Origin of the sequence: Paenibacillus sp. O199, assembly GCF_001636635.1 — a bacterium.
Lineage (GTDB): Bacteria > Bacillota > Bacilli > Paenibacillales > Paenibacillaceae > Paenibacillus > Paenibacillus marchantiae.
Genome location: NZ_LGRP01000020.1, coordinates 40,098 through 57,582 on the forward strand (window position 1 = coordinate 40,098; position 17,485 = coordinate 57,582).

The window sequence follows — 17,485 nt, forward strand, 5'->3', positions numbered from 1 at the left end:
GACAAGTCTGTTTTCAATGATTATAAAAAGAATACCAAGACCAAAGCGCCCTCGGCTTCATGCTGGGGCGTTTATCTTATTTTAGCTCATAGCTCAGGAGTGGATGCCTCGTGTTTACCGAATTATATCGGAAGCTTACTGATCCGTTCAAACGCAGCATTCGCAACAAATTAATCCTCACCATGACGTTTCTGGCCATTCTGCCCGTCATTGCCATGACGGTTGTAGCAGCCGAAAATACCCGTTCTTCCATGGAAGAAGAGATCATGGAGACCAACCGTGCGAATATGAATTGGGCCTCCATCTATTTGGGTGAACAATTCGCGCGGATGAACAATCTCATCTATTCCATTCAGATCAGTGATGAGCTGCATCAGTATTTGGCATTGAACCAGGATGCTCCAGCTGCCAGCCGCTTCGATGAACAGAAGGCTGTGTTCAACATGCTGAACAGTGTATATTATTCGGCTGGCAACTATGTATTTGGCGTGGAATTGTACCTGAAGGAACTGGACACATTGTTTACCTTCAACTCGATGGAAAGCCGAATCCGATCGGTTCCGGACATTCCTTCGGCATACGATGAACTTTTTGAACAGCATAAGGACTTTACGATTATTAATGATCCGAACGATCCGGAGAAGTTCCATATGACCCGCAGCATGAACCGATTCGAGGATCAGGCGCAGATCGGCGCGATCAGTCTGGAAGTCAAGTGGGCCGAATTCAATCAGACACTGGAATTGCTGGACAGCCGGGGAGATTATGCGGTGTACATCGCGGATAGTACGGGAAGTCCGGTCTATCAGCCAAATAAGGAGATACAGCCTTCAGCAGAGGCGCTGGAAAGGCTCGCAGCTACGAAGGACAGTTCCGGTTTCATTCGAACAGCCAAGGAATATGTATTCTATCATGCCATTGATCCTTCAGGAATGCGTCTGATCAAAATTGTACCTTCCCATGTCATCAATGAGAGTGCAATGGAAACGATGAAATATGGTCTTGTTGTGGGTGGGCTGGCTACCGTGGTTTCGGTATTGTTGGCAGCACTTGTGGCTTGGCGAACATCCAAACCGATTGTCAGACTGGCGAATTCCATGAAGGGAATCCAGTTGATCAAGGACAAGGAAGTGGTGCGCAGTGGTCGGGTGGATGAGATTGGCCTGCTGGAGAAAAATCTGCATGGTATGGCAAGCCGCATTCGGGAGCATATCCGGGATAACTATCTCATGAATCTGGAGAAACAGACGGCCGAGCTCAAGGCGCTTCAGTCCCAGATTCACCCGCATTTTCTACAAAATACGTTGCAGATGATCGGAGGTATGGTGTACTCACAGAAGCCGGCAGACAGTTATAAAGTTATTCGTGCACTAAGTGAGATGTTCCGTTATATTGTCAGAGCGCCGGATGGTCTCGTGCCATTACAGTCCGAATTGGACCAACTGGAGCATTATATGCTCATTCAGAAGCAGCGTTTTGGCAGCAGACTTGAATATAAACTGGAGATTGAAGGCGGGCTGAATAACTGTTACATTCCCAAGTTGTCCCTGCAACCGATTGTGGAGAATGCATTTGTTCATGGTCTGGAGAAAAAGCAGGGAGAGTGGAAATTGAACATTCAAGTTGTCCGACTAGATCATGAGGTAACCATCCGCATTTCCGATAATGGGATGGGCATGGATCAAGAGAGGCTGGCCGAGATGCAATCGAGACTGTCCAAGCTGTCCCAGCAAGGAGACAGAGTATGGAGCTCGGGCACTAGCATTGGTCTGGTCAATGCCGCATCACGCATTTTGATGCACTTTGGGCCTGCATACGGTATGAACATGGAGAGTGGGGAAGGACAGGGAACCCGTGTCACTGTTCAAATTCCTTGCCATACAGGAGGCGAGATCTCGTGAACAAGGATCATTATAGAGTGCTGTTAGTGGACGACGAGCCATGGAATAGAGACATTTTGCGCAATTTGGGCACGTGGGATGAGCTTGGCATGGTGGTAGCAGGTGAGGCAGAGGATGGCGGAGAGGCGATCCGGTTGGTCGAGCAGCATCAGCCCCATATTATCATTACAGACATGCGTATGCCGGGTAAAGACGGCGTGGAACTGCTCCAGACGCTGAGCGCACAATATCCGCATATCAAAGTGATTGTGGTCAGCGGTTATGATGATTTCAATTATGCGAAACATGCCATTCGTCACCGTGCCGCTGATTATCTGCTTAAGCCAGTAAATCCCGATGAATTGAATAACGTTCTGGCCAAGTGTAAACGTGAATTGGAAAAGACCGAGTCCGGGCCGGAGTCGTGGGAACCTTATCCTTCGGCTTTTTCTGGCGAATTCTCGTTGTTTCAGCAGCAGGCACGCTTGCGTTTTAACGACTTGAACGTTCAGGGATTACATGAGCTGTTCGGGCAGCTGGAGCACCGACTTGATACCAGTGATATCCGGAGACCGCAACAGCTTGGGCGGATCGCATACGAATTACAGACGCTGCTGGGCGAGCTGTGTGTTTCCAACGGCTTATGCGAGCAACCTGTAGCAGCTGTGCTCCCGCCGCCGACGGCTCTGGCGTCCATCGCATCGGCGGTGGACTGGATATCAGCGCCTTACTATACTTCGTTGGAGCAGCTGATTGCGCAGCGCAAATTCAAGAACAAGCTGAACCTGGATGAGGTGAAGCAATACATCGAGCAGCATTGCATGGAGATGATTACGCTGGAGCAGCTTGCCCAGATCTTTTTTGTTAGCAAAGAATATCTCAGCAAGGTGTTCAAAAAAGAACACAGCGTGAATGTGACCGACTATATTGTCCAGTTACGGATGGCAAGAGCCAAGGAGTGGGTGCTCGATGATCAGATTCCATTCAAACATATTGCTGAGATGACGGGTTATGAGGATGTATCGTACTTTTACCGGGTGTTCAAGAAACACTTCGGAGTTTCGCCTGGAGAGATGCGAAAGGGACAACCTCGAATATCAGGTAACAGCCCTAAATAATTCGTTCACAGAGAGCTTACAGTTGGATTAAGGTTTAAAATAATCCAATAAATGAGTCTAATAATGTCCAATGAAGCGCTTTCATTTCGTGATATATAATGATCCTATGAAAGACAAACCAGTTACACCGGGAGGTCATAAGAGATGAAAGTATGGAAAAGCGTAGCAAGTGCGGTACTTGTGAGTGTTCTGCTCGCAGGCTGCGGTTCCAATGCGGGTACGGATGGTAAGACGGAGGGAACTGCATCGGGCAGTACGGTGTCCCTCAAAGTATTCATTGCACAGCCGCGGCTGAAAGAACATTACGATAAATATATAGAACAGTTCAAAGCCAAGGAGAAAGCCGAAAAGAATATTGAGGTCAACGTACAACTGGAGATGCCGCCAGCAGATAATGCGCCTCAGATTCTGAAAACACGACTTGCCTCCAATGATGCACCGGACGTGTTCGCACTTCATGCGGTCAATGAAATTCCACCGTTCAGCAAAGCAGGTTATCTGGAAGACCTGTCGGGTCAACCTTTTGTCGATAAATTACTGGATTCCGTTAAGCCTTCCGTAACGGATGCATCGGGTAAAGTCGTGGCCGTTCCTTTGGAAACGTTATCTTGGGGATACCTGTACAATAAGGATATTTTCAAAGAGCAGGGGATAGAGGTACCTACAACTTTGACGGAAATGAAAGCGGTCGTGGAAAAGCTGAAAGCAGCCAACATCACCCCGTTTGAACTTTCATACAAAGAAGCCTGGATTCCACAACTGTTCCTGCCACTTACTGTAGGTGCACTGACTCAGTCAGAACATAAAGACTTCTTGGATAAGATGAATCAGGATCAAGGTTCCTTCTCGGATATGAAATCCTTGTTCGACATCTTCGATCTCGTCAATGCCAATGGAACGGAGAAAGCACTCGAAGTGGGCGGCGATGATGGTTCAGCAGCCTTTGCAACAGGCAAAGCAGCAATGTGGATTCAAGGACCTTGGTTCGCGGAAACCATCCTGAAGTCCAATCCGGATATCAACTTCGGCGTAGCTCCACTGCCGATCAATGACAACCCGGATGATACCAAAATCAACCTGAGCACATCGACTTCACTGGCCGTATCTTCCTCCAGCAAAAACAAGGAAGTGGCACTCGACTTCGTGAACTATGTTCTCGATGACAAGGACTCAAGTGCATTCTACGAAGCACTGAAATTCAATCCGGTTGCCAAAATTCATGACTTCAAAAGTTTCCCTTGGGTAGACGATGCCCTGAAATATGTTAATGAAGGCAAAGCGTATCAGGATCCATCCATTCCTCAAGCGGTTAAGGATGAATCAGGCAAAGCGCTGCAAGGTTACTACTCCGGACAACTGGATCAGCAGCAGGTGATTGATGCGCTCGACAAGGCGTGGAAATCCTACAACAAAGTCAACAAGTAAGCAGATGAAACGGCTGGCAGAACGGTCTTCGTTCCCCCGTTTCCGCGAGTATGCTTATAGTGAAAAGGGGGAGAACCAATGGCTACGAATGTATTCAAGAAGTATCTGTCGCTGCTAGCGTTCACTGCGCCTGCCTTTGTCATCTATGCCATTTTCCTGCTGTATCCCACATTTAGCGGCTTGTTCTACAGCTTGACGGACTGGAATGGTCTGAACCGGGATTACAGTTTTATCGGTCTGGGGAACTTCGTGGAACTGTTCAAGGAAGATCCCGACTTTCTGAATTCCCTGTGGTTCACGTTGAAATATGTGGTGTTTATGCTGATTCTGCAAAATGGAATTGCCTTGCTGCTCGCCGTGTTCATTGAGACACGGACGCGCAGCAAGGGGTTATTCCGGACCCTGTTTTTCATGCCGAACATGATCAGTACAATCATCAGCGCCTTTATGTGGACATTCATCTTCTCCCAGGTGCTGCCGCAGCTGGCCGAGAAGTTGGCGTTCTCCTTTTTGGACCAACAGTGGCTGGGTGATCCGAAATTTTCATTCTACTCCATCCTGATCGTATCGCTCTGGAATGGTGTGGGGTATATGATGATCATCTATCTGGCTGCACTCCAGGGTGTGCCGAAGAGTCTGAAGGAAGCGGCTGTTATTGATGGAGCCAACGCGTTCCAGGTACTGCGTAATGTCGTATTGCCGATGATCACTCATGCCGTGACGATCTGTTTCTTCCTGACACTGAACGGAGCCTTCAAAGTATTTGAAGTTGTGTACGGTCTGACAGGTGGCGGTCCAGGCAGAGCCACTCAGGTCATTACGATGAATATCTATGAAGAGGCATTCTCCAACAATTTTAGATACGGTTATGCCAGTGCCAAGTCGGTTGTGTTATTCGTCATCGTGCTCATCTTCACGCTCATCCAGATTACGGTGATGAAGAAGAAAGAGGTGGAAGCATGAGGATGCAACGAATTAACAGCTACCTGATTCGACTGCTGCTGGTGCTGGGCTCCCTCGTCGCAATGCTGCCAATCTACATGGCGATTGTGAACTCATTCAAAACACAAGGCGAAATGTTCCAGTCCTTTATAGCTCTCCCAACGACATTTCATTGGGAAAACTACTCGGATGCATTTAACAAAATCAACCTGCTGGGCAGCTCCTTGAACTCGGCGATTGTATCCTTCCTGGGGATTGGGGGTATTGTATTCTGCGCTTCATTGGCCGGATACAAGCTGTCGCGTACTTCAGGCAGATTGAGCAACCTGATCTTCTTCCTGTTCGTGGCATCCATGCTCGTTCCTTTTCACTCGATCATGATTCCGCTGACACGGGTTGCCAAAGGACTTCACGTCCAAGGCAGCACATACGGATTGGCTCTGATCTATATCGGACTTGGTGTGAACATGGCGATCTTCCTGTATCACGGGTTTGTTAAGTCCATACCGCGTGAATTGGAAGAATCGGCACAGATGGATGGATGTAATGAGTTCCAGACGTTCTTCCAGATCATCTTCCCACTGTTGCTGCCAATTACGGTCACCATCGCCATCTTGGACTTCCTGTGGATCTGGAATGACTTCCTGTTGCCACTACTCATGCTGACAGATGTGAATCGTTATACGCTGATTCTGTCCACGAACATGCTGTTTGGCGAGTACAACAAGGAATGGCCGTTGATTCTGTCCTCACTGGTACTGACCGCGATTCCGGTGGTTCTCATCTATGCGTTCTTCCAAAAGTTCATCATGGAGGGTATTGCAGAAGGTGCGGTAAAAGGGTAAAGAAAACCTGCCTGCGATCTAGACGAGATGTATCTGTCTTATTAATACAAAAATTCAAAAGAACTGCCTTGATCTGAGGGGTGTCATTCCTTCCGATCAAGGCGGTTTTTCATTTCATGATGTCATCAGCTTTTTGACTGTCTGTGCTAGCAAGTGCAGACCACGCTCCATCTCATCCGGTGAAGCATAGGCATAAGACAGACGAATGTGCTCTGCATCTAGGCGGTCATAGAGATAACCCGGATGAATCAGCACATGATTCTCCAGACAGGCATGGAACAATTCGCGGATGGATAGAGGACTGGCGGTAAATCGGAGCCAGATATAAAAGCCTCCGGCAGGTATGCTCCACTCGGCGAGTTCAGCGAAATCGCGTTGCAGAAGCTCAAGCATAAAGTCTCTGCGTTTGCGAAGTTCTGGCCGCAGGCGATCCATATGCTGCTCGTGGTAGCCATCGGCAAACCAGAGTGCAGCAGCCTCCTGAGCGAGGGAGCTGGTGCCATAATCCGTCTGCATCTTGATGTCTGCGAGGCGACGGATGACCGGCTCCGGCCCAACCAGCCAGCCGAGGCGCAGACCGGGGCTCACCGCCTTGGACAAGGTGCCCATGTGCAGCACCCGTCCTTCTTTATCACGCGCCTTCAGCGCTGGCGGCGGGAGCTCGTCCAGCCACAGGTCACTGTACGCGGCATCCTCCAATATGGAGATGCCGATGTTCCGCGCTGTGGCGAGCAGTTCTTCCCGGCGGCTGTCACTCATGACGGAGCCGGTAGGATTGTGGAAGCTCGGAATCGTATAGAGCAGCGAGATGCTTTCCCTGTTTGCATTATTCTGTACGGCATCTTCCAGACGCAGAGTGTGTAAGCCTTCGGCATCCATCGGAATGCCACTCATTTTCAATCCGGCGGATTGGAAGGCATGAATGGAGTACAGATAAGATGGTTTCTCCAGCAGAACTGCCGATCCGCGGGGCAGAAGCCCAACTGAAATAAGGTGCAGTGCCTGAAGAGAGCCGGATACGATCAGAATGGAGTCAGGGGAGGCTTGGATACCACTTTCTTGCAAGTAAACGGACAAAGCCTGACGGAGCTCCAGACTACCCTGAGGTTCGAGGTAGTTTAGTGTACGAGGACGACTGGATAGAGCAAGGAGGATGTCGTTAAAAGCCTTCTGGGGCAGCAGCTCAGGTGCAAGCTCACCTGTACCAAGCCTGATGATGCCTGGCTGGAACTCAGCCCGGTTAATCTGCTGTACCTCTGGCAGATTGGGGTAATACCAGCCTTCTTCGATGGCTTCCTCCCAGTTGACCATGGCTCCGTGAGCCAGCGCATGCCAGCCAGAGCCGCAGACATAGGTTCCGCCACCATGTCTGCCTTCAATCATGCCTGCGGCGGCCAGATTTTCCAATGCAGTAACCAGCGTGCTGCGATTCACGCCCATGGATTGAGCCAGTGTTCGTTGTGAAGGAAGCCGATATCCTGCTGTCCATTCGCCGGCAGTAATTTTCTCGCTGATATAGACTTCAATCTGTCGGTACAGAGGTAGGGAATGGGACGGGTCCGGCTTCCAGCTGCCCCCCTGTCGAGAATCGGAACGATTCATGGGCAGGTTTGCCTCCTTTATAGAATGAGTGATGGGATTTACGTTTTCTTTTATTTTGAACACTATATCATTTGGTTGGGTCCAATGCCATCCAAGTGGTTGGTTACGCCTGACGTTATCTCTACTATTATGGAGACATGTCTAAGGGGGATGAACGATGGGGGTAATTATTCACGCCGTGGTGCTGGCGTTTGGCCTGATTTTGCCACTCGGTGTACAAAATGTATTTATTTTTAATCAGGGAATGAGTCAACGAAGTTATGCGCGGGCACTGCCAGCTATAGTAACCGCAGGACTCAGTGATACGTTGTTGATTGGAGCAGCGGTCGGAGGGGTGTCCCTCATTTTGCTGCAATGGCCGCTGTTGGCGAATGTATTGTATGCAGGAGGGAGTGTGTTTTTGCTCTATATGGCATGGAGCATTTGGAAGTCATCCGGGCCTGCGAATAGTTCAGCAGTAGTGCTATCTGCGGGAAGACAGATCGCTTTTGCAGCTTCCGTTTCCTTGCTTAACCCGCATGCCCTGCTGGACACGGTAGCTGTGATCGGTACCAGTTCACTTCAATACGAAGGGGTCACACGCTTTTATTTTGCGATAACGGCGGCAGTGGTATCATGGGTATGGTTTCTGGGACTTGCAGGTGCAGGCAGGCTAGTAGGTAGAACGGATCGTACAGGCCGGATCAGTGTTTTCTTCAATCGGTTGTCCGCTGTAGTCATGATCGGAATGGCGGGCATGATGCTGTGGAAGCTGATTCTATCGTAAAAATAGAAAAGAATCCCCTCACGTTAAAGGTGCGGGGATTGTTTATATGCTGGCCTTATATACTTAATGCGCCAAATGAGTATTCTATCTTATTCTGCCTTCAATAGCATGGATTCAATAAAAGCTTTGAGATCCTTGGATGCGTTGTTCAGTTGATCAATCACCTCGCTGAACTCGGTGACGAGTTCGGCTTGCTGATTACTGGATTGGGCGATGGAGGTAATCTCCTGTTCCATCTGACGAATGGAATGCTGTACTTCCTTCAAAGACTGTTCAATGTTCACTGTGGCTTCTTTGGTTCCGGTGGATAATTTGCGTACTTCGGTAGCAACTACGCCAAAGCCAGCTCCTGCTTCTCCTGCTCGAGCCGCCTCAATGGCAGCATTTAGACCTAGCAGATTCGTCTGCTCCGAAATTTCACGAATGAATGAAGCTACCTTGGTGACTTCACTGGAATTTTGCACCGCCATCCGTGTGTTGTCCAAAATCTGTGAAGATGAAGCGGTCAGTTGCTGGGATTGAGCAGCTACGGTCTGAACCATATCGGTTAACTTACCGCTGATTTCCCCGATCAATTCGGTGAAGTGCCCCAGTTTCTCCTCGTTTTTGAGCGAAAATCCAATGGCTAATGCGCCTACGATCTGGCCTGCTTCATCGCGAAGCGGGGTAGCCGCAGAGTTAATGGGAGTCCCGTAATGATGCGCTTCAATACGATTGGCTGAAGTCTCACCATGGATAAGTGCCCGGCGTAGTGTAGGATCTTCAAGTGAGATCGGATCTCCGGCCTTGATACCCAAATCAAGATCTTCGCTCCGTACGTAATACCGGAACTGCTCCATATCGGTAACAGCAATCATCAAATCATTTTCCTTGAGCATGATTTTAAAATACGGGCTTGCTGCAACAAGTGCTTCAACAATATTCAATTGGATCAACTCCTATATATGTGTGCGTATTATCGTGATGTATTGTATATTCATCGTCAGAATTGCGGGATTCTTGAAGGCCTAAAGAGGACATATGGCAGATTAATTTTATTTTAATCTTGAAATCAGGAAAATTGATCAACAAGGTTAGAAAAAAGAAAAATACATGACAAAAAAGCTGCTGAGGATCATCTGACCTCAGCAGCTTTTAGTACATCGATAATGGCTGTATTTTGAGAAGTATATCGTGTGCTTACGTTTATTATTTCTTCCTGCTCTGATGCATTTAAACGATGAGCAGGTACCCGCAAGATCACGCTTGCCTAACCGCCGATCTGGGACATGCGTCGTACCGTCGGTGTATGACTTTGCATTTTCTGCTCCAGGGCAAGCGCCATTTCATGATTCTTCGGTTTGGTGCCAAGCGCTTTGAGGAAGAGAGCTGCCATAGCATCGGGAGCATCTACGAAGCGGCGAACGTTGTATTCATCCGACCAGTACAGACAAGCTTTGATATGCCCGTCTGCTGTCAGGCGAAGACGGTTGCAGTTGTCACAGAAGTGATCACTGACCGGATGGATCAATCCGAATGTCCCTTGTGAACCGGCAATCTTCATGTTTCGTGATGGACCATTACCTGCCGGACCTGCCGTATTTTCCACCGCCCAGCCAGCCTCCGCGCATACATCCGTGACTGCTTCCAGCGGCAAATACGATTTGCGCCATGAATCTGAAGCCTGCCCAATCGGCATATATTCAATGAAGCGTACATGCAGTGGCTGATCTATGGTCATGGCAATGAAATCCTTAATCTCATCATCATTGATGCCCTTCATTAACACGACATTCAGCTTGATCGGAGCAAGTCCAACTGCCGTGGCGGCTTCAATGCCTTTCAGCACCTTATTTACATCCCCACCGCGAGTAATCATGGAGAAACGGCTCGCCTGCAGGGAATCCAGACTGATGTTAATCCGGTTCAGTCCAGCGTCTTTCAGGGCCTGAGCCTGTTTGTCCAGCAGCAATGCATTGGTAGTTAACGCAATATCTTCAATCCCGTCAATGGCCGAGATCATACTTACGAGTTGATGCAGATCTTTCCGTACCAGAGGCTCGCCTCCAGTCAGACGGACTTTGCGCATTCCCATTGGAGCCAACACTTTGAGCACCTGGGCAATTTCCTCGTAGCTCATAATTTGGTCATGCGGGGCAAATTCCATGCCTTCTTCAGGCATACAGTACACACAACGCAAATTACAGCGGTCCGTAACAGAAATACGGATGTAGTCATGTATTCTGCCAAAAGAATCCTGGAGCATTTCCATGCAGACCACCCTTTCATTGATTCAGATTGGAAAGCTTCTATATGAAATGAACCGACAATGTCTAAACGAACAGTTGCATCAAATTTTAGCTATTTCTCCAATCCGCGTCAATGATGACGTCAGGTAATTACGTTTTTATCGGGATGGGTCAGTTGGAATTGTCCCACAAGCTGTTGCAAGAAGACCGTGATGGCTTCGACATTGTGCGATGAATGCTGAACGTGCAGCATGTCGTTAATAAGCTCGACCATCTCGGCTTCCACCTCCGAAGACGTGGAACGATTTTTGTGGCTGATGGCAGCGATATTCTCCATCAATACCACGACCTGATCTACAACCTGTGTTCTTTGGGGTTCTTCAGCCGTTGCACTTTGGAGTAACTGCGAAGCAGCCTGAACAAGCGTGGTGCCTTCAGCCAGCACCTGATCGCCTTCCTTGATGGATTGCGAGGCTGCTCCTGCCGCTACTGAGATATTATCCAGAATCTGATGAATATCTTCCGTGGAGGAACGGGATAATTCTGCAAGTTTGCGGATCTCACCAGCAACGACGGCAAATCCACGTCCGTGTTCGCCAACATGGGCTGCTTCAATGGAAGCATTTAGTGCAAGCAGGTTGGTCTGTGCCGAAATTTCATCAATGACAGCAAGTGCGCGGTAGATATCCTGCATGGTCGCCATAAAGGATAGAATCGTATGGTTGGTGTCGGACACGGCTCCCGAGATCTGAGTCATTTTGTCTCCAATACGCTCCACTTCCTGGCGGGCAACGTCAATCTGCTCTGTGGACGACACTTCAAGCTGTTGTAAGGTGAGGCGCATTTCGTCGGCGGCTACTTTGGCCTGATCCAGGTCCTCAAGCTGCTTGCGTATCCCCTGAATCATAGAGCCAAGTTTGAGATTTACACGTTCGGTTGTTCCCTGTGTAGTTTCCGTTGACGCCCGCATCTGGTGCTGGTTGTTCATCACATCCACGGTGGCAAGCTGTACCTTGAGCATAATTCCTTCCAGAGAGTCGATCATATTGTTAATCCATTTCGCGAGTTCACCTGACTCATCCTGGGCAAAAGCCGACGTGTCCAGACGCTGAGTCAGATCCCCTTTGCCTTCGGCGTTAATCCGAATAAAGCGGCTAATGCGGCGCAAATCCTCATGGCCCCGTTGAACATGTTTTCGTTGCAGTTGGCTTGCAGTCAGGAATCCATAGATGAAATTAAAGGCAGCGATGGCTGCTGCGCTCCATGCACTTCCAGTCAGCGCATATACAAGTGCAGCTCCCGCAATGCCTGACAACAGGATGTACAAGCTATGCTGCTTGAATTGGCGCCAGCCAATGCTGCGTATCCGATACACTTCCTCCAGATCGCCTTCACACATCATGCCCCACAGATCCGGACAGTGGGGAAGCTGGAACGTGATGCCTTTTCCAATAACTGATATATGACGATAGTCTGAATAACCCGGAAAAGCCACAAACAGATTGGAGCCATTGTGAATGGTATTCGCTACACCGGGATGAAGTTCATTGGTAGAAGGATCGGTAAACATCAGTTCCAATTCGGTATGTTCTTTAACAGATACAACGCCCCATTCGGTGGTTACGCCGTCTTTCAGATTCTCCCCATGGGTGAATGTATGATCCTCGAAGCGGCTGCGGGACAGGGCAGTCCCGGGTTGAAGCGTGGGCCGCAGTTTTGATTCAGCCATAAAAAGATAATTATCCCCCGAATCAGGGTAGATGTGGCCTGATTCACGCTGGATCAGATCGCCCAATACATCATTAGGCACACGACTGCACAGGGAACCGATGTAACGGCCGCTTTCCATGATCGGTACGATAAACGTCAAGGTTACATCATCGTGAAACGTGGAAGAACGTGGTCCAATTTCTAGTGTGAGCGGATCAGAATAAGGTCCAAACAGGCACTTTTGTCCGTTGATATCCGCTTGGGTATACCTAAGTCCTGGCCCGATCAAAGCATTTCCATCTTCGTAGACTTGTCCAATATGTTTCTTATATGTAGAAAATACAACCTGGTTTTGCTCGTTCAGCATAAAAAGCTCAGTACTATCGGTAGCGCGTACATAACTTGCTGCGAACCATACCTCTAATCCATGTACATCTTCGGAGCCTTGCAACATACCTTGCGGATGAACAGCTCGTACCTGCTGAAGCAATCGATCCAGATGATTCCACTGCTCCTCAGCCCAATCCATCAAAAGCTGCCGCCGGGTCTCGGCGATGCCCTCAAAGATTTCCTCTACGTCTTGCTTCATATTTGCATTCAACCGATACGACCGCCACAGCGGCCACCCTTTTCTCGATCCCAGCCAATCAAACATACGGACCACCCCGATTTCTGATTTTGAAAATCCTTTGCGAGACTGTTCGGAAACGCGATTATCCAGCCAATATGGGTGGTGGACGGGAATCAATGACACCGCCTTCATGATCCCAGAACCAGACACCGTATCGGGGCGAGAGTTCACGTCCTTCTATATGAGCATTTTGCAAAATGCTGTTATCAATGTTTATACAAGAAAATCAACAAGAATACGAGGGTATATGTCATATTTTCCGAATATTTATTCAATAAATACAAATGATTATGCGCCTTTACTTGGATATTACAAGAGTTCTGTATAAGTGAAGCAGATGTTAGATAACATACACGGACATTGACATGTTTAGGACTGAGAATCGGTATCATTTTACACTGTGTAACATGAACAGGCCCATACTCAAAACAGTCTGTATAATGTAATCCCCGCCCAAAGATATATAGTATTACCTAACAAGCAAAACCTGTTACGTTCGTGTATATAAACCTTCCATTCAGCCTTGGTGTGAAAAGATTGCGAGCTTCCCGCGAAAAGGAGAATGCCCATGTCCTCTATCATCGTCCCCGACACCTGCCATATCGAGCTGGATCACGTGTCCGTTGTATTTGGCAGTGGAGCACAACAAGTTACCGCCCTGTCCGACGTTTCATTTCAAATCCATTTCAATGAATTTGTCTCTCTGCTTGGCCCCTCGGGTTGTGGAAAGTCCACACTGCTGCGACTCGTAGCCGATTTGCTCCAGCCAACGACAGGCAGCATCCGGGTTGCCGGGGAGGAACCGGAGCGGGCGCGGTTGCAGCGCCAGTTCGGTATTGTCTTCCAGACTCCAGCGTTATTCGATTGGCGCACGGTACGCCACAATGTGGAGCTTCCCCTGGAGCTGCTCGGCACAAGCCGGAAGGAGTGCCGCCGCATGAGTGGTGAACTGCTTGAAATGGTCGGGCTGACTCGCTTTGCTGACCATTATCCATGGCAGCTCAGTGGGGGCATGCAGCAGCGTGTTTCCATTGCACGTGCACTCGCGCTTGATCCGCCATTGTTGCTTATGGATGAACCTTTCTCCGCACTGGATGAATTCACGAAGGAGAAGCTGCAATTGGAGCTGCTTGATATTAAGCGATCTACAGGCAAGACATTCCTGTTCGTTACACACAGTATCCCCGAGGCCGTATTTCTATCTGACCGCATCATCGTCCTCTCCGCACACCCTGGTCAGGTGCACTCCATTCATTCCTTCAACCTGCCAGCCAAGCGGGATCGAGAGCTGAGGGAAACCGAAGCCTTTTACCGCATGATGACCACCATCCGAAATTGTTTCTATGAGGAGCGTGATCCAATCCATGTTCCTGCACACCAGTAAGCTGGGTTTTCGCTCCTGGGTAGTGATCTGGATTTTGTCCGTATTGCTGCTGTGGGAAGGTATCGCCTGGATTCTCCACTTGTTCTTGTCACCCCAGCAGGCAGCGTCCCGTCTTCCTTATCTGCACGAGGTTCTCGCAGCCCTGTTTCGTTACTCAGGCACATTGGCTGAACAGGGGGCCGTAACGTTTGGGAATGCAGCAATTGGTTTTGCAGGTGGAACCGTGTTAGGTCTGCTGTTGGCCCTGCTCATGAGTGTGGCGGTTTGGGTAGAGCGTACCTTATCTCCGTATGTCATCTCTTCCCAGATGGTGCCCGTAATCGGTCTTGCGCCCATTGTCTATGGCATTATCCATAACGCCGAGTGGGCCCGAATTATAATGGCGGCTTACGTTACGTTCTTCCCGATTATCATCCACACACTCAAAGGATTAAAAAGTGCAGCGCCGGAGCATCTGGAGCTTATGCGTTCCTGTGGAGCTTCCCTGCCTGCGCGTTATGTCAAATGTCTGCTGCCTTCTGCACTGCCTGGTCTGTTTTCCGGGATGAAAATAGCTGCTCCACTTGCAGTCACTTCTTCCATTGTGGTGGAGCTAATGGGAGCCCCGGATGGACTTGGCGTACTGATGGTCAGTTCCTTGTATTACGGCAGTGCCCAAATCGGCATGTTCTGGGCAACCATCATGCTCAGCATTGGTATTGGACTCATCTCGTATCTTGCCATCAGCCTTGCTGAGCGCTGGCTAACCCCATGGCAGCCCGAATTCAGGGCTAAGGGAGGGCGTGCTGCATGATGAATGAAAGTGTGGTGGTAAGCCGCAAAGGTGAGGAGGGTGCGACGGTCGCTGTCTCTGGCACGGGCACGGGCTCCATTGGGGAATCTATTGTGGATTCGATTAAGGTGCCAACTGCTTCAGGCTCGGATATCCATGGGCAACAGGGACAAGCCGGACAGAGACTGCGGGGTAGTAGTGTTCGCAAAAGATCAATTGGATTGCGCCTACTGCCGTGGCTTGCCGGAGCCTTATTTCTTACCTTATGGCAGCTTCGATTGTTCCATCAGTTATTCTCGCTTGAAAGTTACCAACTGCCTGTGCCATCAGCAATTGCAGCGTCCATCAGCGAAAATGCAGAAATGCTCTTCCGATACGCGATGTACAGCGGAACCGAGATGCTGGGTGGCTTTCTGCTAGGCTCCTTGCTGGGAGCTTTGGCGGCTTCGGTTGCATCCTTCTTCCCGACGAGTGGCAGGGCGGCAGTTGCTGTAATGTCAGCACTGAACGCCGTTCCGATTGTTGCGCTGGCCCCGATTATGAACAACTGGTTTGGGGACGGGATATGGTCACGTATTGCCGTCGTGGCTGTAATTACGATGGCTGCCATGGCTGTGAGTCTATTCAAGGGCTTGACCTCAATTCAGCCGCAATACAGTGATCTGATGGGTGGTCTTGCCGCCAGTAGGATGCAGGTTTTCGTGAAGCTGCGCTGGCCACATGCGCTACCTTCCCTCTTCGCAGGTCTGAAAATTAATATGTCGACCAGCATTATTGGCGCCATTGTGGGTGAGTTTTTCATCGCCTCCCAGGGGCTTGGATACTTGCTCTCGGATCAGATCCGACTGGCGAACATGCCACTTGCCTGGTCCTGTATTGTTATCGCCGCTGTGCTCGGTATTGTGCTGTATGAAGTCGTCGTTCTGGCCGAGAAACGGCTGATCCCGTGGAATCGTGCACGTACAGATCCATAAAAACTCATCAAGGTGCCAACCTTCCAAAGATCGATTGACTCGTGAAGCAGATTTCACAGTACCTGATTGAAGATCCTTATATAAACAGGGGGTTGTTCTGTATATGTACAAAACGTTAAAACCGGGTTTTCTGGTGTTGGTACTGTTGGTCGTTGCGATGCTGGGAGCGTGTTCCGCGAAATCAGAGCCGTCCGTCACCCCTTCTGCTGCCAGCTCGGAGGGAGCGGAAGGTTCAGATCAGCCCTTAACCAAAGTGAAGATCCAGCTCAAATGGGTGCCTCAGGCTCAGTTCGCCGGGATATACGCCGCTAAGGAGAAAGGTTTCTTTGCAGATGAAGGTATTGATGCCGAGATCATTCCGGGTGGCCCGGATATCGTGATTGAACAGCAGGTGGTCAACGGCGCAGCCGATGTGGGTATCACTGGGGTAGACAGTTTGCTGGTCAGCCGGGATAACGGTCTTCCGCTGGTCTCCCTCGCCCAGATTTCGCAGAAGAGCAGTTATCGATTGATTGCCAAGAAGTCCGCAGGTATTACCGATCCAGCCCAGATGAAAGGCAAGAAAGTGAGCACATGGTTCGGCAGCCAGCAGTTCCAGGTTCTCGCTTTTATGGAGAAGAACGGCCTTGATCCAAAGAAGGATATAGAACTGGTGAAGCAGGGCTTCACGATGGATCAGTTCTTCAACGATCAGGTGGATGTCGCCACGGCAACGATCTATAACGAATATCACGTGGTACTGGAAAGCGGAACGAAGGAGTCCGACCTGGATGTATTCAACATTGAGGATGCCGGGGTAGGCATGCTGGAGGATACGCTGATCGCGAAGAAGGATTGGGTGGACAGTAATAAAGAGCTGGCGGTGAAAGTGACCCGTGCCGTTCTGAAAGGCTGGAACTACGCCATCGACAATCAGAAAGAAACGGTGGATATCGTGATGAAAAACGTAACAGACGGCAGCACGACCCGCGAACATCAGGTGACCATGCTGGAAGAGATTGCGAAGCTGATTCGACCGGAAGGATTTACAGAGAAACAGGTAGGTAGTTTCGTGGATGAATCGTTTACGCGGACTGCGGATATTGCCCTGAAGTATGGCCTGATCAAGAAAGCTGCCAATCTGGACGAAGCACTGGAGAAAAGCATCTATGAAGAAGCGGTGAAGGATGTGACGAACTAAATAAGCGTGGAGCGTTCAGAAGAGGGTA

The 17,485-nt window shown here is 49.5% G+C and carries 14 protein-coding genes; 10 read left to right on the plus strand and 4 right to left on the minus strand.

Going from position 1 to position 17,485, the window contains the following annotated elements:
* Nucleotides 1-110: 110 nt before the first annotated feature.
* The 5 genes from A6049_RS23255 to A6049_RS23275 all read left to right on the plus strand — a co-directional run bounded on the left by A6049_RS23255 (nt 111) and on the right by A6049_RS23275 (nt 6,210).
* Nucleotides 111-1,901, plus strand: coding sequence for a sensor histidine kinase (locus A6049_RS23255; protein WP_063566930.1), 1,791 nt, complete (start codon nt 111-113; stop codon nt 1,899-1,901).
* Entirely contained in the window at nt 1,898-2,998 is a 1,101-nt protein-coding gene (locus A6049_RS23260; RefSeq protein WP_063566931.1) for a response regulator, read from the plus strand. Before A6049_RS23255 ends, A6049_RS23260 begins: the two co-directional genes overlap by 4 nt.
* A gap of 144 nt (nt 2,999-3,142) precedes the next feature.
* Nucleotides 3,143-4,423 (plus strand): ABC transporter substrate-binding protein, encoded by a 1,281-nt coding sequence (locus A6049_RS23265; RefSeq protein WP_063566932.1) that lies wholly within the window; start codon nt 3,143-3,145, stop codon nt 4,421-4,423.
* Nucleotides 4,424-4,501: 78 nt separating this feature from the next.
* A complete protein-coding gene (locus tag A6049_RS23270) occupies nt 4,502-5,386 on the plus strand; it encodes a carbohydrate ABC transporter permease (protein WP_063566933.1) in 885 nt (294 codons plus the stop codon).
* Complete coding sequence (locus A6049_RS23275; RefSeq protein WP_024632759.1) at nt 5,383-6,210, plus strand: carbohydrate ABC transporter permease; 828 nt, start codon at nt 5,383-5,385, stop codon at nt 6,208-6,210. The genes A6049_RS23270 and A6049_RS23275 overlap by 4 nt, the downstream gene beginning before the upstream one ends.
* Nucleotides 6,211-6,324: 114 nt before the next feature.
* Here the strand turns inward: A6049_RS23275 and A6049_RS23280 are convergent, their stop codons facing one another.
* Complete coding sequence (locus A6049_RS23280) at nt 6,325-7,812, minus strand: aminotransferase-like domain-containing protein (protein ID WP_063566934.1); 1,488 nt, start codon at nt 7,810-7,812, stop codon at nt 6,325-6,327.
* A 157-nt stretch (nt 7,813-7,969) separates the two neighbouring features.
* Between A6049_RS23280 and A6049_RS23285 the strand changes: the two genes are divergently transcribed.
* Nucleotides 7,970-8,578, plus strand: a complete 609-nt coding sequence (locus A6049_RS23285) for a LysE/ArgO family amino acid transporter (RefSeq protein WP_063566935.1) — start codon at nt 7,970-7,972, stop codon at nt 8,576-8,578.
* Between the two features lie 89 nt (nt 8,579-8,667).
* On the opposite strand, the gene A6049_RS34435 is transcribed toward A6049_RS23285, so the two are convergent.
* The 3 genes from A6049_RS34435 to A6049_RS23300 form a co-directional block, all read right to left on the minus strand.
* A complete protein-coding gene (locus A6049_RS34435) occupies nt 8,668-9,504 on the minus strand; it encodes a methyl-accepting chemotaxis protein (protein ID WP_063566936.1) in 837 nt (278 codons plus the stop codon).
* Nucleotides 9,505-9,827: 323 nt separating this feature from the next.
* Nucleotides 9,828-10,829 carry a GTP 3',8-cyclase MoaA gene (moaA, locus tag A6049_RS23295; RefSeq protein WP_063566937.1) on the minus strand — a complete coding sequence of 334 codons (1,002 nt, stop codon included), beginning with the start codon at nt 10,827-10,829 and terminating at the stop codon, nt 9,828-9,830.
* Between the two features lie 119 nt (nt 10,830-10,948).
* Nucleotides 10,949-13,171, minus strand: coding sequence for a methyl-accepting chemotaxis protein (locus tag A6049_RS23300; RefSeq protein WP_063566938.1), 2,223 nt, complete (start codon nt 13,169-13,171; stop codon nt 10,949-10,951).
* A 544-nt stretch (nt 13,172-13,715) separates the two neighbouring features.
* On the opposite strand from A6049_RS23300, the gene A6049_RS23305 reads away from it, so the two are divergent.
* From A6049_RS23305 to A6049_RS23320, 4 genes are all read left to right on the plus strand, one after another.
* Nucleotides 13,716-14,531: an ABC transporter ATP-binding protein gene (locus tag A6049_RS23305; RefSeq protein WP_063566939.1), complete on the plus strand. Its 816-nt coding sequence runs from the start codon at nt 13,716-13,718 to the stop codon at nt 14,529-14,531.
* Nucleotides 14,500-15,324 carry an ABC transporter permease gene (locus A6049_RS23310; protein ID WP_240321522.1) on the plus strand — a complete coding sequence of 275 codons (825 nt, stop codon included), beginning with the start codon at nt 14,500-14,502 and terminating at the stop codon, nt 15,322-15,324. The genes A6049_RS23305 and A6049_RS23310 overlap by 32 nt, the downstream gene beginning before the upstream one ends.
* Complete coding sequence (locus tag A6049_RS23315; RefSeq protein WP_240321523.1) at nt 15,321-16,277, plus strand: ABC transporter permease; 957 nt, start codon at nt 15,321-15,323, stop codon at nt 16,275-16,277. The genes A6049_RS23310 and A6049_RS23315 overlap by 4 nt, the downstream gene beginning before the upstream one ends.
* Before the next feature lie 103 nt (nt 16,278-16,380).
* Complete coding sequence (locus tag A6049_RS23320; RefSeq protein ID WP_063566941.1) at nt 16,381-17,457, plus strand: ABC transporter substrate-binding protein; 1,077 nt, start codon at nt 16,381-16,383, stop codon at nt 17,455-17,457.
* The last annotated feature ends 28 nt before the right edge of the window (nt 17,458-17,485 follow it).